This is a genomic window from Pseudobythopirellula maris (assembly GCF_007859945.1).
Lineage (GTDB): Bacteria > Planctomycetota > Planctomycetia > Pirellulales > Lacipirellulaceae > Pseudobythopirellula > Pseudobythopirellula maris.
Window position 1 is genome coordinate 416,941 of sequence record NZ_SJPQ01000004.1, and the last position, 18,029, is coordinate 434,969.

Here is an 18,029-nt window from a genome sequence, read left to right on the forward strand (position 1 = left end):
GTCGCGTGTAGCAAATGAAAAACCCCCGCAGCGGTCAATGCCGATGCGGGGGTTCGTTGGACGCATTCTACGTTTCTTTGGGCGCCTCAGCTCTTTGGGCGCCTCAGCCTTGGGGCCACAGCGTCCTGAGCGGCTTCAGCGTCCGACCGCGGCGACCAACTGGTCGACCGACTCATCGAAGCGGAAGTTGAGACGCTGCGTCTCGCCGCCGCGGAGCGTGATGGTGCGCTCCTGCACCTTGCCGGCGAGCTCGACCCGCACGGTGTAGTCCTCCCAGGCCTGGCCCTCGGCGAGGTTCTGGGTGACGTACTCACGCTCGGCGCCGCTTTGCGTGGTCGGCAAGCCGGCGAGCGTCACGCTCGCCTCGGCCGGCACGTTGAGCGACAGCTTGGTCTCGGTCGCGTCCTGTTGCTGAACCTCGGCAACCGCTTCAGCCGGCGTGAAGTCGAGGCTCGCGGTGGCGCCGCCGGTGAGCTTGGCGATCTTGGTCTCGACGACCCGCTCGCCAGCCATCTCGTACTCGACCCGCACGACGTAGTCGTAGGACTTGCCGGTCTCCAAGCCATTCGAAACGAACTGACGGCTCGCGCCGGTGCTGGTCGTGGCGTAATCGTTCACGTAAACCTGGGCGTCCGCCGGCACGTTGACGCTGAGCACACCGCTGTCAGTGACAGTGCTCTTGGCGACGATCACCGGCTTGGCGACGGTCACGCTCGAGTAGCCACCCGTGCTGCCGTAGCCGCCCGTGCTGCCATGCGAGCCCGTGCTGCCATGCGAGCCCGTGCTGCCGTAGCCGCCCGTGCTGCCGTGCGAGCCCGTGCTGCCATGCGAGCCCGTGCTGCCGTAGGAACCCGTGCTGCCGTGGGAACCGCTGCTGCCGTAAGAGGCCTTGCTGGCGTGGTGCTCACGGATGCGAGTGAAGAGTCGCTTGACGAAACCGCCACCGTGCGAGCCGCAATTGTCGGCGACCGTCACCGCCCCGTACGAGCCCGACGAGCCGTGCGAACCCGTGCTGCCGTAGGAGCCCGAGCTGCCATAGCTGCCCGTGCTGCCGTGGGAAGAGCTGGTCACAACGACCGAGGCGCCGTAGCTGCCCGACGACCCGTAGCTGCCGCTTGAACCGTAGCTGCCGCTCGAGCCGTAGCTACTCGTCGATCGACCAAACCAGCCGTGCGATCCGCCACCGTAAGACCCGTAGCTCGCCCAAAAGGCGTCGGCTGTGCTTGCCATCGCCAGGGTGGCGGTGACTACGAGGACGCAGGACGTAAGAGTCGATTTCATGGCGGGTTGGCTCCTGGAGCGGGGTAAGGGGCGACCGCTTCCTAGCGGAACACCGTGTTCTTCTAATTGGCCAGAATATCAGCCCGTTCGCGCAATTCAAGTAATATAGGCAAAGCTTGGCGATTTTGCCTCGCATCGATCCGGCCTGCTCGCCCGGCGCTCATCCTGCCCAGCCCTCCTAGGCGGAACCGCCCCCCCACGCCCCCGTGCGGGCCCCCTGCTGGGATCTACTGGGCCGCTTCGACCGACAGATCGTCCCAGGCGATCTCGCCCACGGCGCCGAGCAGGCCGATCCGCACGATCGCTTCCCGCGCCGCTAGCGGCACGGGCGCCACACGTTCGGCCTGGGTCCAGTCAAAGCTGCCCCGGAAGGGGCCAATGACCTCGTTGGAGAGCGCGGCCCGGCGGTCGTTGTAGAACGTGATGACGAGGTAAGGCCATTCGTCGCGGCCGGGGCCTTTGCGGATCTGGTCGCCGCGCACCTGACCACGGACCCGCAGCCACGAGACCGCCCGCCCGTCGACCGCAAAGCCTTGCAGCGCCCGGCAGCCGCGGCCCGGCTCGTCGTTGAAGAACCGCAGGTGGCGAGAGCCCTCGGGCGATGTCTCGCCCGAGACCAATTCGAACTGACGCAGATAGTGCCACCACGCCGGCCGCGGGGCGGCGCCCTCGGCGCGGGGGGCGTCATCAGTCACGCCCTCGACGATCTCGAAGCCGCCGTTGTCGAGGTGGGGGTTCGCGGGATCGGGCAACGCTTCGCGTTTCTCCTCCGCCTCGCCGGTCATCGGCACAAAGAGCGTGGCGCGGAGCGTTTCCTTCTTCAGCTCGCCGTCGACCTTAGTCATGCGGTAGAGGTTCTGCTGGAACCGCTCGCCAACAGGCACGATGATCACGCCCCCTTCGGCGAGTTGGTCGACCAGCGGCTGCGGAACTTTCTCCGGCGAGCAGGTGACGATGATCCGGTCGAACGGCGCCGCCTCGGGCCAGCCGAGGTAGCCGTCGCCGATGCGGGTGTGGACATTGTCCAACTCGAGCCGCTCGAGCACCCGCGCCGCGCGGCGGCCTAGCTCCGGCACGATCTCGATCGAGTAGACGTCTTTGACCAACGGGCTGAGCACGGCCGCCTGGTAGCCCGAGCCGGTGCCGATCTCCAGCACCCGGTCGGTGGGCTGCGGGTCGAGCTGCTCGGTCATGTAGGCGACCACAAAGGGTGGCGAGATCGTCTGCTGCGATCCGATCGGCAGCGCCATGTCGAGGTAAGACAGCTTGCGCCGCGCGAGCGGCACGAACTCGTGGCGTGGCGTCGAGCGCATCGCTTCGACGACACGCTCGTTCTCCACACCGGCGGCGACGATCTCTTCGGCGACCATCTGCTCGGCGAGCTTCTCCCAGTCGCGCAGCGACTGGGCGCTTGCGGGCGCAGCCAATGTAACGGCAATCACCCACAGCACGGGGCGCCACAGCAACGATCGATGGGGGCGGATTCGCATAGGGAGGGGACCTCGGCGCGACTTGGCTCTGACGACTCGGGCCTTAGGGGTTTAAAGTGGGCGTCTCCGGAGAGGGCCGATGGGGAGGTCGTTCGACGCCCGTGAACCAACAGCGACCGATACGACATCCCCCCCTACAATATGGCACACGGCCGGCCCCCTGCCCTGCCCTTCTTACAAATCGCACAACCCCACCCGAAGCGCCCGATGCCAGCCGATGCCCAGCCAACGACCGATCCAGCTACGACCGCCGCCACCCGGGCCGCCCTGCGGGCCGAGATGCCAGTCGCCGAGCGGTGGGCCTACTTCGACCACGCCGCCGTGGCGCCGCTGAGCGCGCCGGCCGCCCGGGCGATCGCCGACTGGTCGTCGCAGGCCGCCCAGCAGGGAGACACCGTGTGGCTCGAGTGGGCCGCCCGCGTCGAAGCGACCCGCAAGACGGCAGCCCGCCTCGTCGGCGCAGGCGCCGACGAGATCGCCTTGCTGAGCAACACCACGCAAGGGATAAACCTGGTGGCCGAGGGCGTCGATTGGCGTGAAGGGGACAACGTGGTGACACTCGCCGACGAGTTCCCCTCGAACCTGCTGCCGTGGCTCAACCAGCAGCCCAAGGGGGTCGAGGTGCGCCGCGTGGCTACCGACCGCGGCCGCTTGGATCTCGACGACTTGCGCAAGGCGTGCGACAACCGCACCCGCGTCGTCTCGGTCAGCTGGGTCGGCTACTCGACCGGCTACCGGCAAGACATCGACGCGATCGCCGAGATCGCCCACGACGCCGGGGCGTTGTTCTTCCTCGACGCGATCCAGGGCCTCGGCGTGCTGCCGCTGAGCGTGCGCGACACGCCGATCGACTTTCTGGCGGCCGACGGCCACAAATGGATGCTCGGCCCCGAGGGGGCGGCCGTCGCTTACTTCCGCAAAGAGAACCTCGACCGCTTGCACGCCACGGGCGTCGGCTGGAACAGCGTCACGCCGCAGGCCGATTTCAGTCAGATCACCGAGCTCGTGTTGCGGCCCTCGGCGACGCGGTTCGAAGGCGGCTCGGCCAACATGCCCGGCCAGCACGGCCTGGGGGCGAGCCTCGAGTTGCTCACCCGCGAGCCGACCGCTCGCACGGCCGCCGCGATCCTCGAAACCACCGATCTCGCTTGCGAGCGGTTGCGAGAGATCGGCGCCGAACTCGCCACGCACCGCTCGGCCGAGCCCTCGGGCCACGACCCCCGGTCGGGCATTGTGGCGTTCACGCTCCCCGGCCGCGAGCCGACCGAGGTTCGCAAGCGTTGCCTCGCAGCGGGCGTCGCCCTCAGCGCACGCAGCGGCCGCTTGCGTTTGAGCGCCCACGCCTACAACACCGCCGACGACGTCGATTGGCTGATCGAAGCGCTGAGGGGCTAGGGGCTAGGGACGCGCCGGACCATAATCGCCTGAGGCGTTTCTAACCCCTAACCCCTAGTTCCTAGCCCCTCCCCCTCTCCTCCCTCCTCCGCCCATGCCGCGCCGCGCTGTTTACACCGGTTCTTTCGACCCGATCACGCTGGGACACCTCAATGTGATCGAACGCGGCCGTCTGCTGTGCGACGAGCTCATCGTGGGCGTCGGGGTGAACCCTCACAAGACGCCGCTGTTCGACGCCGACGAGCGCGTCGCCCTCGTCGAGCAGACGATCGCGGCGGCCGACGGCCGACTCGATCACGTGCGCGTCAAGCGATTCGAGGGTCTCGCCGTGCGGTTCGTCCGCGAGATGGGCGCCGAGTTGATCGTCCGTGGCGTGCGCACGCTATCGGACATGGAAGCCGAGTTCACGATGATCCTGGCCAACAGGAAGCTCGACCCCACGATCGAGACCGTCTTCTTCATGGCCGGCGACGAATACTCGCACATCTCCAGCTCGCTGATCCGCCAGATCACCCCGCTGGCGAGCGACGAGGAGCTGTCGCGCTTCGTCCCCAAAGCGATCATCCCCGCCCTGCGGGCGAAGCTGAACTAGATGTACCCCGAGTGCGGATTGGGGCGGCCCCCATTCACCGTCGGTGGTAAACTTGGGGCATGCAGCCGACGATCGCCCAACACGTCGAGATCCGCCCCAACCGCGGCGGCGGCCAACGCGCTTACGTCGCTGGCACGCGGGTGCGTGTGCAGGACATCGTCCCCGACCACGAGCGTCACGGCTTGTCGATCGAAGAGATCGTTCGCAACTACCCGCAGCTCACGATCGCCCAGGTTCACGCCGCTCTGGCGTACTACTTCGACAACCGCGAACTTGTGCGTGAGCATATACGCGACGCCGATTTCTTACTGATCGCAAGCGAGCGGAGCGATCACCTGGGCATCGTCTACTGGACCGAGAGGAATCACTTCGGGCAGCCAATCCGCGACCTCGACAACCTCTGCTTCGACACGACGCCCGAGCACATGGCGGGCGTCGTTCGATTCTTGTAATTGACTGAGGACGAATGGGACGCGGATGAACGCGGATTTAAAAAGATCGAAGATTTTTCATCCGCGTTCATCCGCTTGATCCGCGTCCCATTTGTCACGCCGTCAGGCGGATCGCCTGCAACGCCACGGCCGCCAGACCGACGATCGCCAACAGGGTCTTGGCGTCTTCGAACCAGTCGGGGCCATCGGCGGCTGCGATCGCCTCTGGCTGCGAAGCTTCCGCGGGGGCGGGGCTCGCGGACCAGCCGCCTTGCTCTTTCGGCTGTTTGGCGACCGTGGTCGGCCCGAAGGCGGCGGCCATTTGTTGCTCGCTCGGCGGGCTGTAGAGCGGACTCAGCTCGCCGCTCTGCGGCTGGGGGCGGATCTCTTGGGCGGTGCGGTCCGCGGTCAGGAACGGATCGTGCGGCGGCGATTCCTGCTCGATCTTCTCTTCGGCGTTCGCCGTCCGCTCCAGCGCCGTGAGACGCGTGGCCCCCGACGGCTTGGCGTGGGCGACAGCGGCGACCGGGGCGCCGATGTCGGGGGCCAGGCTCGCCAGGAACCGCTCGACGCGGCCGCCGAACGAACCGAGCGTGGTCCCCTCCCCTGCCCCGAACAGCACGCCCGCCAGCTCGCCGCGAGCGTTGAGAATCGGCCCCCCCGAGTCGCCCTGCCTCGCCTCAACGTCGAGCTCCACCAGCTCACGAGGCAGCCCGACGCGGGGCGAGTAGTAATCGGTGCAGCGACCCGTCGCCGCGCGATAATCCCCCTGGCCGTAGCCGCAGATGGTGAGCAGATCGCCCTGCCTGGGAGGCGACATCGCCACGGCGATCGGCTCGGTCGGCGGGCGCCAGACCACCAGCGCAGCCAGGTCCCAGTCGTTGTCGAGCTTCAGCGCCCGCCCCTCGCTGCGGAAGCCGCTCGGAAAGACGACCTCGATCTTGCCGGTCGCGTCGCGCACCACGTGCCAGTTGGTCACCACCAAACCGTGTCGCTCGCGAGCGTCGATCAGGGCGCCGCTGCCGTACGCCTTGCCGTCGCGCTCGTCGACCACGATCCGGCAGACCGCCGGGTGTGGCGTGCGGCTCGCACCGGCGGCGGCCCCTCGTGGTGCGGCGCCTAGCGCAAACCGCTCGCCACGCGCGTCGCCCGCCGCCGCAAGCAACGCGAGCGCCAGCGAAGCGGCGGCCCATGCCCCCACCCGCAGACGCACGAACGGTTTAATAGTTGGCTTCGCCATGAACGTGCCGAGCGAGACGTTGCTGCGTGTGACAGGCGGTGGGAAAGATGGCAGTCTGCGGCCCTCCGCGCATCCGCGGGTCGCCTTGTTTCTAACGGAGGGGGATCACGATTCTCCGTTGCGTTCGGTCCGCAGCCCGCGGCCGCCGCGGAGCTCACGCTCGCACTCGTTAGCGAGGATGTATCGCAACAGTTGGTTGCGCACCGGGGCGCCGGCAGGCGGCTTGCTGGCGTCGAGCGCCGGGAAATCGTAGCGGAGTTTCGCCAGGGCAAAGGGACGGGCCGCCGGCGCGGCGCCGACCTGCGGGCGGTGAGAGAGGGCCATAGGCGCGGTTCCTCATCACGGGGGGATGGGATGACCGCCCGGAGGCTTTCCGTTGCCTGGGGGGTGCGCTCGGCCGTCTTGCACGGACGGCCGGCGGTGGTCGGTGGGGTTCGGCGACTTCCTGTAAGGCAATGCACGGCACAACCGTGCGCTACCCGCCGTCTCAGGGAATCGACCACCCGACCGACATATCTCGAAAAGAATCTCGCAGCCGGGCGAGGTCGCCTCAGGCCGCACGACCGTTGGCGCCGGTCAGCTCGCCGCAGGCGGCGTCGCTTGCAGGATCGCTCGCACGATCCCCTCGGCAGTCGCCTCCTGGGCGATTGCGTCCGCCGGCGCGCCGTGGTCCGCGGCGGCCGCGGCGGTGAGCGGGCTGATCGCCACGAGGCGGGCGCCCTTGAGGGCGTCGCCGTAGCGACGCACCACCGAGACGGCGCTCGCCGGGCTGGTGAGCGTGACCCAGCCGATCTCACCCGAGCGGAGCGAGGCGATCGTCTCTTCCGAGGCGGGGCCCGCGTCGCGGCTCTGGTAGGCGATGACCGATTCGACCCGCACGCCCGCCGACGAGAGTTCCTCGGCGAGCGTCGCTCGCGAGCGGTTGGCCTGCACCAGCAACGCCTTGGCGCCGAGCGCGTCGCCCGTGTCGCAGCCAGCCACGGCGGCCGCCACGATGGCCGCCGCCAACTCCTCGGCGTTGTACCGCGACGGGGTGACGTCTGGCTCGAGGCCGTAGCGGCGCAACGCCTCGGCCGTCGCCGGCCCGACGGCCGCGATCGTGCAGCCGGCAAACACTCGGGCGTCGCGGCCGAGCGTTCGGCACCGCCCCATGAAGTGCTCCACACCGTTCTGGCTCGCGAACGCCACGGCGGTGAATGTTTGCAGTCGGGCGATCGCGTCGTCGACCGGACGCCAATCGTCGGGCGGGGCGATCTCGATCGCCGGCTCCAGGGCAACCCGCGCGCCCAGGTCGGCGAGTCGCCGGCAGAGAGCCCTCGATTGCTCACGCGGCCGAGTGACCAGCACCGTTTGACCGAACAACGGCCGGCCGGTGAACCAGTCGGCCGCCTGGCCGCGACGCCTAACGGCGCCAACGATCGCCACGAGCGGCGGGCGGATCGACTCGCGCTCGATCAGATCGGGCAGGCCGCCGAGCGTGGTGTCGTGGGTCGTTTGGTCGGCGTGCGAGCAGCGTCGCACGAGCAGCACCGGCGTGTCGGCCGGCTTGCCGTGGTCGATCAATGCGCGGCTCCAGCGGGGGGCGGTGGTCACCCCCATGTAAACAACCAGCGTGCCGGGGAAAGCGGCCAACGCGCCGAAGTCGAGCGATTCCTCCTCCGACTTGCCGGGGCGTTCGCTGCCCGTCACGAGCGCGACGCACGACGACTGCTCACGGTCGGTCACCGTAACGCCGGCGTACGCCCCGGCCGCCAGCGCGGTCGTGACGCCCGGCACGATCTCCAGCGGCGTTCCGGCAGCGGCGCAGGCGTCGATCTCCTCGGCCAGCCGGCCGAAAACGCTCGGGTCGCCTCCCTTGAGACGCACCACCCGCTTGCCGTCCAACGCGTCGGCGGTCATCCGGGCGTTGATCTCTTGCTGCGTCCAAATCTTGCCCACGCCGTGCCGACCGAGGCAGATCCGCTCGGCCCCTGTCGGGGCGAGGTCCACCAGCGCCGGGCTCGCCAAGTAGTCGTAGAGCACCACATCGGCCTCGGCGAGGCACTGGGCGCCGCGGATGGTCAGCAGGCCAGGGTCTCCCGGGCCGGCGCCGACTAGAAACACTTTTCCCGTGGTTTGATCCAAATGGGTAGTCGCTGCGTAGGGCGGGTGGCGTGATGAAACGGGGGACGCGGGGCTCGGCACTGGGGGAGAATGGCCCACGATCTGGCGCCAGTATTGCCGCAAACCGTTTTCAGCACGAGGGTTGTGTGTAGGTGAGGCCGTTCGATACTCGCTGGAGTCCGGCGGCGAGAGTGCTAAGATACAACATAGCGCCCCAGGGAGCGTTACCCTGCGCTTCTCCGAATCCTTCTCGATCTCCCCAATCGTCAGCCCATGGCCCCCGACCCGTTCATAAGCCCTGAAAGCGGATCGCAATCCGCAGAGGAAGCGCCGAACGGCTTGGTGGAACGGAGCACGCAAACCCCCGGCGTCGCGGGCGGCGGCAAGGATGTTTATGGCATCGGCTCGCTCCCCACGGCGGTTCAGCACCGGCTTGTGCAGGTGCAAGAGCACGCCAAACGGAGCTTCGAGAAGGGGGACCACGAGTACGCCCACGCCTTGTTCGCCCAATGCGTGGCCGAGGCGCCCTGCTCGCTCGTCTTCTTGCAGCACTTCCGAGCGAACCTCACCGCGCGCGCCAAGACGCAGAAGAAATCGAGCGGCTTCAGCTCGCTCCGGGGGATGAGCAGCGGCGGGCGCAGCGCGATCGCCAAGGCCGCCTCCAAGGGAGAATGGCTCGAGGCGTTCCGGCTGGGCTGCGAATCGCTGCGTAAGTCGATCGACGACACCGGCGCCCTGACGGCCTTGGCCGACGCCTGCGGCGAACTGGGCCACGTTGAATGTCAGCTCTATTACCTGCGATGGGCGCTCGACGTCGCGCCGGCCGACGACGAGGTCAATCGCCGGGCGGCCGCCGCGCTCGAGGCCAACGGCCACTTCGAGCAGGCGATCGGCTGCTGGCGCCGCGTTCTGCAGCGCAAGCCTCACGACGAGGAGGCGCGGAGAGCCGTGTCGCGGCTGAGCGTCGAGCAGACGATCGACGAGGGGGGCTACAATCCCCAGCTGCTCGGTCCGAACGGCGCCACCGGCGACATCGTTCCGCCGCGGGTCGCCTCTCGCGCCCGGCCCGGCGATCAACCCGCGGAAACCCCCGTCGAACGGCTCGACGAACCGACGCTGCGCGACGCGATCGACGCCGCCCCCACCGACCACGTCGCTTACCTCGACCTGGCGAACCTGTTCTACGCCGAGGGCCGGCTGCATGACGCCGAGCGGCTGCTCGCCCGCTGCCTCAAGCGGATGGAAGGGACCGAAGAGCAGCATCTCGTGGTCCGCGACCGGCTCGAGACGACCCACCTCGAACGCCTGCGGCGAGCCTTGGACGAGGCGAATCGCAAGAAGCAAACCGATCAGACCCGCGCGTCGACCGAGCTCGCCGCCGAGGCGCTCGAGGCCTTCAACCAAGCCGATCTCGAGGTCCACGCGGCTCGTGTGAAGCGGGAGCCCGGCAATCCACGCCGTCAGTACGAACTCGCCTTGAGGCTCAAGCGGGTGGGCAAACGCCGCGAAGCGATCACCGCCTTCCAGGCGGCCCGCGCCGACAAGAGTCGCGTAGCCGAGGTGCAGATCCACCTCGGCGAGTGCTTCCAGCACATCGAGCAGTTCAAGCTCGCCATGTCGAGCTACGAGGCCGCCATCCGGGCCTCGGAGAACGGTGATCCGGAGGTCCGCAAGCTCGGTCTGTTCCGGGCCGGGGTGCTGGCGATGGGCCTAAAAGACCTCGAAACCGCCGAAAAATGGCTCACCGAGCTCGCTGCGATCGATTTCTCGTACCGCAACGTGGGTGAACGACTGGACAAGATCGCCCAACTGCGTCATAAAAAGTGACTTCCCCAGACCCGATCAGCCGCCGCCCATGAGGGCCGTCGCCGCTAATCGGGCCCAGCGGGCCCCGAAAAGTCCCTTTATTCGCACGTCTTCCGACCGGTAACTCATGCCCAACTCCGCCAGCGCCAGCAAGCGTCTCCGCCAAAGCAAGGACCGCCGCGACCAGAACCGCAGCGTTCGCACCTCGGTCCGTCGTCAGATCAAGAAGGTCCGCGTTGCGGCCGCTGCTGGCGATGTGGAAACGGCCGAGACGGAGTTCCGTGTCGCTGCGAAGAAGCTCGACCAGGCCGCTGCCGGCAACGTGATTCACGCCAACGCCGCGGCGCGCACCAAGAGCCGCCTGTCGAAGGCGATCAAGGTCGCCAAGCAAGCGAAGTCGTAGCACCGCTGCTCGCTTCGCCTGTTCCCCAAGAACCCACGCTGGGATTTGGGGCACTCGCTGACCAATCCCCACCCGGTGTGCGTCAACCGCACTCGTTGGCTTGCGCGATCAGTGCGGCCTAGGCTAGAGCGGTTTGCTCATAGGTGTAGACGCTCGGCTCGCGATCGGCGTCATGGCTTCGTCAGCCTGCATCGACAATGCACCGCATTGCCTGCTTCGGCTTCCTCGCCACGCCGCCAATCGCTTCCCCGCTCGTCCACACCAATTCGAATACCGCTCTAACGGCGCCACGCGTCGTCGCCTACCAGACGATCCGCTTCGCGTCGAACACCGGCCCGTCGACGCACGTCCGCTTGTAGTCCCACTCGCCGTCCTCATCGACGACCCGTGCGACACAACTGAAGCAGACGCCCACGCCGCACGCCATCGGCGTTTCGAGCGACACGAGGCACGCGGCGTCACGCGTCGCGCAGAGGCCGGCGACAGCCTCCATCATCGGCTCGGGCCCGCAGCAGACGACCTGCAGCTTCTCGCCCGCGGCCGCCTCGTCGAGCGTTTGGGTGAGCAGGTCGGTCACGAGCCCGTGGTGGCCGATCGAGCCGTCGTCGCTGGCCACGCACAGATCGATCCCCGCCGAGCGAAAGTCGCTCTCGCCCGCCAGCAGGTCGCTGGTCCGCACGCCGTAGCAGAGCGTCACCCGAGCGGCCCGGGCCGCGTCGCGGCCGTAGCCCGCTTTGCCGAGCAGCTCCTTGCCGAGCGCCAGGAACGGCGTCTGGCCGATGCCGCCGGCCACAAAGATCGCGTGGTCCAGCGGCGCCTCGAGAGCGAACCCGTTGCCCAGCGGGCCCCAGATCTCGACCGTGTCGCCCGGCTGGCGGGAGGCCAATGCCGTGGTGAGTTTGCCGCCGACGACCCACACAAAGTCGAGCGCCACAGCGGCGCCCGAAGCGTCGCGAACCACGTCGTACATGGCGAACGGCCGGCCGAGCAGCGGATCGTTCTGGCCCGCCAGGCGGACCATCAAGAACTGTCCGGGAAAGATCCGCCCGACGACTTCCGGCGCCGCCACACGGGTGCGGTACGTGCCGCGGGCGATCTCGACGTTCTCAAGGATCTCGGCTTGCTCGAAAGCCGCACGGTCGGCGTAGTGGGCCGCGCTGAGCGGATGGGCGTCGCAGGCGTCGGCGGGGGGCGGGGTCATCGCTTGCGGCCCCCCTTGGCGGAGTTCTTGGCGTTCGACTTCTTCACGGCCTTCTTGCCCTTGGCTTTCTTGGCCGCCTCCTTCTTGGCGGCGGCTTTCTTGGCGGCCGCTCGCAGGCCGGCCGTCTTCTTGCCCGCCTTCTCGGCGAGCTGCTGCTTGGTGGGACCGACCTTCTTCTTGAACCCCGCCTTCTTGGGACGAGAAGTCTTCTTCTCTTCGGCGGGGGCGTCGTCTCCGCCGATCACGCGTGGGCCGGCGGCGGCCGAGCCGGGCCGCGGGGCGGCCTTCTTGGGGGCGGCGGCGGGCTTCTCGGCGGCGCTCTTTCGCTTGGGCGCCCTGCCCCGCCCCGCCTTGCGGCCCTCGTCTTCCTTGGACTCGGCCTTCTTGCCGCCGCGGTCCGAGCGGAGCGACTTGATCTCCTCGGGCGTCAGCTCGCGGTAAGCGCCCTTGGGCAACTGGCCGAGTTTCACGGCGCCCACCGCCACGCGGGTGAGCCGCTGCACCTTGTGCCCCACGCGGGCCAGCACCCGGCGGATCTCGCGGTTGCGGCCCTCGTCGAGGACCAGCTCGAGGATCGAGCCGTTCTTCTTGCGTCCCTTCACCTTGGCGTCGACAAAGTGCGCCTTGCCCTCGGCTAGGTACACGCCGCGCCGCAGCTCGGCGAGAGTCTCCTGCGTCGGCACGCCGGCGACCTGCACGTGGTACACCTTCTCCACCTCGTAGCGCGGGTGCGTGAGGCGGTTGGCGAGCTCGCCGTCGTTGGTCAGCAGGATCAGCCCCTCGCTCGCCATGTCGAGCCGGCCAACGTTGAACACCCGGCCGATCTCTGGCGGAAGCAGATCGGTCACCCGCGGGCGGCCCGACGGGTCGCGGGCCGTGCAGACGACTCCTTCGGGCTTGTTCAGGGCGAAGTAACGCTTGCGCGCCCGCGGCAAGGCCTCGCCGTCGAACATGATCTGCTGCTTGAACGGGTCGACCCTGGCGCCGAGCTCGCTGACAACCACGCCATCAACCGTGACGCGGCCCTCTTGGATGAACTCCTCGCACTCCCGACGGCTGGCGATCCCCGCGGCGGCGAGCACCTTCTGCAGCCGTTCGCCGTCCTCACGCGGCGGCTGGATCACCTTCGCGCGTTTCGGGGCGCCGCTGCGGGCTGTGGTCTTTGGCGCGCGGGGCTTGCCGGGGGCTGGTTTCTTCTTGCCTGGGCCGCCCCCTGCCCCGGGGCGGCGGGACGTTCCAGGTCGACGGGGGCGGGGAGGCATGGCGGGCTGTAGGGGATAGGGGCGGCTGAAGGCGACCCCCCAGTCTAAACGCCGCACGGCCCGTTTCCCAGCGGCGTGCAGGCCGGTTGCGGCCAATCTGCCCCTGCCGCTGGCTCTCAATTCCCCTGCCGCCGTCTTAGAGTGCGGGCACGGTCTGCCGCGGCTGCGACAGCATGCGTGGGCGTGTCGTCTCGGGCACGGGCTTCTGATACCCGGGCGGCCGTCCGCCGACGATCGGTTCCGCCACGTCATCCAATGGATACGGGTCGTGGAAGATCGCGTTGTAGCGCTGGCTCGCCAGATCGCCCGGGTGGAAGAGGTTCGGCATGCGGGTCGAGGGGCCGCAGCCGGCGCACACCACCACCAGCAGCGCCGCCCAGCGGGCGCCGTGCTTCAGCCGTTCGCGTTGGGGGAGTGGTCCGCACACGCCGCGGAGCATAGCGGCTGCGGGAGAATCGCCCAACGGCGAATCAGCCTTGCTGGCGGTGGGCTCGGAGTGGCCAAGAATACTTGAGAATGCTCGCGGCGATCGTTCCGCCAAATCGTTGTGACGAGCTTCGCCGTCGGATTGCCGACGAAAAACGCAGCCTGGCGGCGATAAAAGGCCATGAAGTCGTGAAGAACGCAGCGGCCGAGCGGTGGGCGGACCCCCTGCGGCGCCCAATTATCTTTGTAGCAGGCGTTTCACCTAATTTCGACAATCGCTTTTGGCCGCGCGCGCAGCAGCGATTCTTGGCCACTCGCCATTTTGCTGCAACTCAAACGCCGCTCACGGTTTAAGTCTTGGCGCAGCAGGCCGTACAGCGGGCCGGCTGCGTTCCGATTTTTCGAGGTGTGAGAATTGGCCACTCCATGCCTGGTCGCCGTGCCCGAGCCCGCCAGCCTGTTGCTCGCGCTTTGCGCGTTCGCCGGCGTGGGGCGCCGGCAGGCGACGCTTCGCTAGCTCCCCGCCGGCCGACGACCGGCGGAGCGATGAGGCAATGCGTCTCACGGCAGGCGGATGTCGAGCAACACGGCGCCGCTGGCGGACGAGAGCTTGGCCGGTGCGCGGGCGGCGGGCAGCAGCAGCGTGTTGCCCAAGACGAGCGGCTCGTCGAAGTCGCCGCACTCGAGGCGGGCCTCGCCGGCGATGACCGACACCAGGTGGAAGCGGTCGTCGTCCGGCAACTCGGCTTGGCCACGCTCGCCGAGCGTGAGCCGGTCGAGCAGGAACTTGTCGCACGCGACCAGGCGTTCGCGTCCGTCGCCCAGCGGCTCGGGGGTTTGCGGGTGGGCGGGGCCACGCTGGTAGTCGCTCACTTCGAGTGACTCTTCGATGTGCAGTGGGCGCGGCTGGCCGTCTTTGCCGACTCGGTTCCAGTCGAACAGCCGGAACGTGGTGTTGCTCGCCTGCTGGATCTCGGCGATCACGAGCCCCGCCCCCAAGGCGTGGACCGTGCCGGCCGGGATGAACACGCAGTCGCCGACCGCCGGCTCGACGACGTGCAGGCACTCATCGCAGCGGCCCGCGGCCGTCGCCTCGGCGAGGGCCGTGCGGTCGACGCCCGGCTTCAGGCCGGCGTAGATCTTGCCCCCCGGCTCGGCGGCCAACACGACCCACGCCTCGGTCTTGCCGAGGTCGGGCGGTGTGAGCCGGGCGCCTTGGGCGTCGTTCGGGTGGACCTGCACCGACAAGGTCTTTTGGGCGTCGAGGAACTTGAACAGCAGCGGGAACCGCGGCGGGGGCCCCTGCCCTTCGGTCAGCTCTTTGCCGTAGACCAGCCGGGCGTGCTCGCCCGAGGCGACCTCGCCCAGCGTTTTGCCCTTGAGCGGGCCGTTCTCGATGACGCTCTGGCCGTCGGGGTGGTCGACCACCTCCCAGCTCTCGGCGTAGTCGTCGTCGGCGCCGATCGGTTTGCCGAGCAACTCGCCCAGCCGCCGGCCTCCCCACAGGTATTGCTGGAGGATCGGTCGCAAGCGGAGCGGCGGAAGCGTTTGCATGGCGGGACCTCGTGTGAATCGCACGGATGCGTAGCGTGTGTGGCGGTGCGATTCGACGTCGATATGGCGAAAACAACGCTACGGCTAGCGGTAGTGCGATCTAAGGGGGCGGATAACTCGTGCGAGTGACTGGCGACTGGCGACTGGCGAGCCGGCGGGCGTAAGCCCCCGGAGCGGTTCGAGCGACGCAGCGGTTTGCGATTCGGGTCGTTTTCTACGGTTCAGAGCTGACGGATCCCAAGCTGTGGGGGGCGCCCCAGCAGCAGACGCATCGGGTTGGCGCTGCCAGCAACTCCGGGCGCTGACGCTTACGGCTCGCCCGGGCACGAGTTATTATCGGTTTATCGCTCCGAGGCTCTAGCCTGCCCCCTGCCCCGCCCTTGTCACGCCTCTTGAGAAGCCGCTCGCCTTGAAAAGCCTGCCCTCCGAGGACCCGTTCGATCACACGAAGATGTCCTTCGGCGAGCACCTGGAGGAGCTGCGCTCGGCGCTCGGCAAGGCGTTGCTGGCGTTGATCGTGGGTTTCCTCATCGGACTGGTGTTCGCCGGGCCGCTGATCCGGTTCGTGCAATCGCCGCTGGAGGAGGGGCTGCGAGACCTGCGGGTCAAGCAGAAGCTGCGTCGCTACAGCGAGGCGATCGAGGCGCGCCGCGACGCGGGCGAGCCGGTCCCCGAGATGTCCGACGAGCAGATGCGCGACTACGCCGACCACGGCCTGCTGCCCGACAGCGGCCGGGTCGAGCTGCAGGAGCTGGTCGAGGCGCTCAAGCGGCTGGGGATCGACGTGCCCACTCCCCCGGCGGCGGACGCCGGACCGGTCTTTGTGCCGTTCGCGCTGTGGAAGCCGATCAAAGACGACCCCGGCATGCGGACCATCGGCACCGGCGCGCCCGACGCGTTCACGGTCTACGTGAAGGCGGCGCTGGTGATCGGCGCCGTCATCTCCAGCCCGGCGATCTTTTACTTCCTGTGGTCGTTCGTGGCGGCGGGGCTCTTCCCGCACGAGCGGCGTTACATCCACGTGTTCATGCCGATGAGCATCGTGCTGTTCCTGCTCGGGGCGGCGGTGGCGTTCTTCCTGGTGTTCCGCTACGTGCTGGAGTTCTTGTTCTACTTCTACGACGTGATGGACATCGACCCGACGCTGAGGATCAGCGAGTGGCTCAGCTTCGTGCTGATCTTGCCCGTGGGCTTCGGCGTGAGCTTCCAGATGCCGCTGGTGATGCTGTTCCTCGACCGCGTGGGGATCGTGTCGCCCGGCTTCTACCTGCGGCACTGGCGTCTGGCGGTGCTGATCATCGCCGTGCTGTCGATGATGCTCACACCGGCCGACCCGTGGAGCATGCTGATCCTGGCCGGCTTCCTGACGCCGCTCTACTTCGGCGGGATCTTGCTGTGCAAGTACCTGCCCGCCTTTGGGCGTCGAAGCGAGTAGGCAACGCCCTTCCGGGGCGCTGCGGACGCTGTAGGGAACGCCCTCTATGACGTTCCGAGCGCCCTGTAGGGAACGCCCTCTGCGGCGTTCCGAGCCCCGGCGGGAGAGATTGTACCCGGCGCCGGAACGCCACGGAGGGCGTTCCCTACAGGGGATTGCGGTGGTTGCTCAACGCGAGCGTCAGGCGTAGCCGAAGCGCTCGGCGTAGGCGCCCCAGCGCTCGCGGACCAGGCGCTCGACCGCGTCGGGCACCTCGTAGCGGTTGGTGCGGTAGCCGCTCGTCTCGCCGAGGTAAGCGTCGAGGTTCGGCTCGAACGCGTCGAAGCCGCCAAGATCGAGGCCGTCGTAAACAGCGCGCAGCTCGCGTTTGGGGTCCTCGACCAGCCGCTCGTAGGTGGTCTCGACCAGCCGGCCCTCGGGTATCAGGCCGATGTCCTCGCCGTACGCGTCGTACATCTCCGCGAGGTTGTCCAGGACGAGCGGCTCGATCCAGTCGTACTGCGGCAGCGGGCGGTGGACCCCCTGCACGTCGCAGAGCGACCGCCACAGCCGCACGGTCGAGGGGAACAGCAGCCGCGGGTCGCGGGCGATGTGGACGAAGCGGGCGTCGGGGAACGCCTCGAGCAACGCCTTGATGCGCGCCGTGTGCGGCGGCGACTTGAGCACCATCCGGCCGTGGCGCTTCACGGCGATAGTTTTAACGAAACGCTGCAGCGCGGCGATCCAGCGTTGCCGGTCGCTCGCCGAGACGCCCCGCAGGGTGAGCCAATCGCGGTCGACCGGCCCGTTCTTGGGGAACGCCCAGGTGCGATAGGGCGAGGGCAGCCCCATGCTGCAGAGGGCGAACTCGTCCTCCTGGGGGCGCTCCCAGCCGGTCGCCACGTTGTCCATCGGCCGCGTCTTGGGCAGCAGCCACGGGGTGAGCCGCGTGAACCAGTCTTCGCTCACCAGGAAGTGGTGCGGGCAGAAGCACTCGTACGTGGTGGGGTAGGTGTGCCGCGGGTCGCGGATCAGCAACTCGTGCAGCATCGTCGTGCCGCTGCGCCAATGGCCCAGCACGAACAGCGGCGGGGCGTCGAGCCTCACCGACCTGATCCGCGAGGCGTTGAGCGCCGACTGGGCGGCGCCGCCGGCCACGTGGAACACGCCCGCGCCTAAGATCGTGGCGGTGGTGAAGACCCCCCGCGGCGACAGCGCGAAGCGGTTCTTGACCAGCATCTGAGTCCAGTCCGCCGGCTTCATGCCGTGCCAAAAGCGCGGCGTGATCAAGCCGTACTCGTGCGGCGCCTCGGCGCCGTAGCCTTGCCGTTTGGCGGGCGGCGAGGCTTCCCCCGAGGGGGGCTGCGGAGCGGGGGCGTCGGTCTGGGGGGGCGCCTGCGGTGGTTCGTTCGCGGTCGACATCATGCCATG

Annotated in this window: 18 protein-coding genes; 8 read left to right on the top strand and 10 right to left on the bottom strand. The window is 68.4% G+C overall.

What is annotated here, in order from left to right; translation table 11 throughout:
* Nucleotides 1-135: 135 nt before the first annotated feature.
* Together Mal64_RS17895 and Mal64_RS17900 are read right to left on the bottom strand one after the other, a co-directional pair.
* Nucleotides 136-1,281, bottom strand: a complete 1,146-nt coding sequence (locus tag Mal64_RS17895) for a TIGR03000 domain-containing protein (RefSeq protein ID WP_146402880.1) — start codon at nt 1,279-1,281, stop codon at nt 136-138.
* 227 nt (nt 1,282-1,508) lie between these two features.
* Complete coding sequence (locus Mal64_RS17900; RefSeq protein ID WP_146402882.1) at nt 1,509-2,771, bottom strand: protein-L-isoaspartate(D-aspartate) O-methyltransferase; 1,263 nt, start codon at nt 2,769-2,771, stop codon at nt 1,509-1,511.
* Between the two features lie 207 nt (nt 2,772-2,978).
* Here Mal64_RS17900 and Mal64_RS17905 point away from each other — a divergent pair, with 207 nt between their 5' ends.
* The 3 genes from Mal64_RS17905 to Mal64_RS17915 all read left to right on the top strand — a co-directional run bounded on the left by Mal64_RS17905 (nt 2,979) and on the right by Mal64_RS17915 (nt 5,210).
* The gene (locus Mal64_RS17905) at nt 2,979-4,166 is read left to right on the top strand and encodes an aminotransferase class V-fold PLP-dependent enzyme (protein WP_197525864.1); all 1,188 of its coding nucleotides are present in this window, start codon (nt 2,979-2,981) and stop codon (nt 4,164-4,166) included.
* 94 nt (nt 4,167-4,260) lie between these two features.
* The gene (coaD, locus tag Mal64_RS17910; protein ID WP_146402886.1) at nt 4,261-4,758 is read left to right on the top strand and encodes a pantetheine-phosphate adenylyltransferase; all 498 of its coding nucleotides are present in this window, start codon (nt 4,261-4,263) and stop codon (nt 4,756-4,758) included.
* Nucleotides 4,759-4,817: 59 nt separating this feature from the next.
* Nucleotides 4,818-5,210 carry a DUF433 domain-containing protein gene (locus tag Mal64_RS17915; protein WP_146402888.1) on the top strand — a complete coding sequence of 131 codons (393 nt, stop codon included), beginning with the start codon at nt 4,818-4,820 and terminating at the stop codon, nt 5,208-5,210.
* A 94-nt stretch (nt 5,211-5,304) separates the two neighbouring features.
* Here the strand turns inward: Mal64_RS17915 and Mal64_RS17920 are convergent, their stop codons facing one another.
* The 3 genes from Mal64_RS17920 to cobA all read right to left on the bottom strand — a co-directional run bounded on the left by Mal64_RS17920 (nt 5,305) and on the right by cobA (nt 8,532).
* Complete coding sequence (locus tag Mal64_RS17920) at nt 5,305-6,429, bottom strand: S1 family peptidase (RefSeq protein WP_146402890.1); 1,125 nt, start codon at nt 6,427-6,429, stop codon at nt 5,305-5,307.
* Between the two features lie 105 nt (nt 6,430-6,534).
* On the bottom strand, nt 6,535-6,753 hold the full coding sequence (locus Mal64_RS17925; RefSeq protein WP_146402892.1) for a hypothetical protein: 219 nt from the start codon (nt 6,751-6,753) through the stop codon (nt 6,535-6,537).
* Between the two features lie 252 nt (nt 6,754-7,005).
* The gene (gene cobA, locus Mal64_RS19975; protein WP_197525865.1) at nt 7,006-8,532 is read right to left on the bottom strand and encodes a uroporphyrinogen-III C-methyltransferase; all 1,527 of its coding nucleotides are present in this window, start codon (nt 8,530-8,532) and stop codon (nt 7,006-7,008) included.
* 342 nt (nt 8,533-8,874) lie between these two features.
* On the opposite strand from cobA, the gene Mal64_RS19980 reads away from it, so the two are divergent.
* Nucleotides 8,875-10,359, top strand: a complete 1,485-nt coding sequence (locus Mal64_RS19980) for a tetratricopeptide repeat protein (RefSeq protein ID WP_197525866.1) — start codon at nt 8,875-8,877, stop codon at nt 10,357-10,359.
* A gap of 106 nt (nt 10,360-10,465) precedes the next feature.
* Nucleotides 10,466-10,741, top strand: coding sequence for a 30S ribosomal protein S20 (gene rpsT / locus Mal64_RS17940; protein ID WP_146402899.1), 276 nt, complete (start codon nt 10,466-10,468; stop codon nt 10,739-10,741).
* A gap of 301 nt (nt 10,742-11,042) precedes the next feature.
* Here rpsT and Mal64_RS17945 read toward each other — a convergent pair whose 3' ends face one another.
* From Mal64_RS17945 to Mal64_RS17955, 3 genes are all read right to left on the bottom strand, one after another.
* The gene (locus Mal64_RS17945) at nt 11,043-11,942 is read right to left on the bottom strand and encodes a dihydroorotate dehydrogenase electron transfer subunit (RefSeq protein ID WP_146402901.1); all 900 of its coding nucleotides are present in this window, start codon (nt 11,940-11,942) and stop codon (nt 11,043-11,045) included.
* Complete coding sequence (locus Mal64_RS17950; RefSeq protein ID WP_197525867.1) at nt 11,939-13,066, bottom strand: pseudouridine synthase; 1,128 nt, start codon at nt 13,064-13,066, stop codon at nt 11,939-11,941. Before Mal64_RS17950 ends, Mal64_RS17945 begins: the two co-directional genes overlap by 4 nt.
* A gap of 274 nt (nt 13,067-13,340) precedes the next feature.
* On the bottom strand, nt 13,341-13,667 hold the full coding sequence (locus Mal64_RS17955) for a hypothetical protein (RefSeq protein ID WP_146402903.1): 327 nt from the start codon (nt 13,665-13,667) through the stop codon (nt 13,341-13,343).
* Between the two features lie 53 nt (nt 13,668-13,720).
* Here Mal64_RS17955 and Mal64_RS17960 point away from each other — a divergent pair, with 53 nt between their 5' ends.
* Both Mal64_RS17960 and Mal64_RS20495 read left to right on the top strand, forming a co-directional pair.
* Entirely contained in the window at nt 13,721-13,984 is a 264-nt protein-coding gene (locus tag Mal64_RS17960) for a hypothetical protein (protein WP_146402905.1), read from the top strand.
* Between the two features lie 85 nt (nt 13,985-14,069).
* Complete coding sequence (locus Mal64_RS20495; RefSeq protein ID WP_391570442.1) at nt 14,070-14,147, top strand: hypothetical protein; 78 nt, start codon at nt 14,070-14,072, stop codon at nt 14,145-14,147.
* 44 nt (nt 14,148-14,191) lie between these two features.
* Here Mal64_RS20495 and Mal64_RS17965 read toward each other — a convergent pair whose 3' ends face one another.
* Nucleotides 14,192-15,184 (bottom strand): type I phosphomannose isomerase catalytic subunit, encoded by a 993-nt coding sequence (locus Mal64_RS17965; protein WP_146402907.1) that lies wholly within the window; start codon nt 15,182-15,184, stop codon nt 14,192-14,194.
* Nucleotides 15,185-15,593: 409 nt separating this feature from the next.
* Here Mal64_RS17965 and tatC point away from each other — a divergent pair, with 409 nt between their 5' ends.
* A complete protein-coding gene (gene tatC / locus Mal64_RS17970) occupies nt 15,594-16,619 on the top strand; it encodes a twin-arginine translocase subunit TatC (RefSeq protein ID WP_146402909.1) in 1,026 nt (341 codons plus the stop codon).
* Nucleotides 16,620-16,799: 180 nt separating this feature from the next.
* On the opposite strand, the gene Mal64_RS17975 is transcribed toward tatC, so the two are convergent.
* On the bottom strand, nt 16,800-18,020 hold the full coding sequence (locus tag Mal64_RS17975; protein WP_197525868.1) for a sulfotransferase family protein: 1,221 nt from the start codon (nt 18,018-18,020) through the stop codon (nt 16,800-16,802).
* Nucleotides 18,021-18,029 lie beyond the last annotated feature (9 nt).

Coding starts and splice junctions, on each gene's coding strand:
- Mal64_RS17895 (WP_146402880.1), bottom strand. CDS start 1,281: ATGAAATCGACTCTTACGTCCTGCGTCCTCGTAGTCACCGCCACCCTG.
- Mal64_RS17900 (WP_146402882.1), bottom strand. CDS start 2,771: ATGCGAATCCGCCCCCATCGATCGTTGCTGTGGCGCCCCGTGCTGTGG.
- Mal64_RS17905 (WP_197525864.1), top strand. CDS start 2,979: ATGCCAGCCGATGCCCAGCCAACGACCGATCCAGCTACGACCGCCGCC.
- coaD (WP_146402886.1), top strand. CDS start 4,261: ATGCCGCGCCGCGCTGTTTACACCGGTTCTTTCGACCCGATCACGCTG.
- Mal64_RS17915 (WP_146402888.1), top strand. CDS start 4,818: ATGCAGCCGACGATCGCCCAACACGTCGAGATCCGCCCCAACCGCGGC.
- Mal64_RS17920 (WP_146402890.1), bottom strand. CDS start 6,429: ATGGCGAAGCCAACTATTAAACCGTTCGTGCGTCTGCGGGTGGGGGCA.
- Mal64_RS17925 (WP_146402892.1), bottom strand. CDS start 6,753: ATGGCCCTCTCTCACCGCCCGCAGGTCGGCGCCGCGCCGGCGGCCCGT.
- rpsT (WP_146402899.1), top strand. CDS start 10,466: ATGCCCAACTCCGCCAGCGCCAGCAAGCGTCTCCGCCAAAGCAAGGAC.
- Mal64_RS17945 (WP_146402901.1), bottom strand. CDS start 11,942: ATGACCCCGCCCCCCGCCGACGCCTGCGACGCCCATCCGCTCAGCGCG.
- Mal64_RS17960 (WP_146402905.1), top strand. CDS start 13,721: ATGCTCGCGGCGATCGTTCCGCCAAATCGTTGTGACGAGCTTCGCCGT.
- Mal64_RS17965 (WP_146402907.1), bottom strand. CDS start 15,184: ATGCAAACGCTTCCGCCGCTCCGCTTGCGACCGATCCTCCAGCAATAC.
- Mal64_RS17975 (WP_197525868.1), bottom strand. CDS start 18,020: ATGTCGACCGCGAACGAACCACCGCAGGCGCCCCCCCAGACCGACGCC.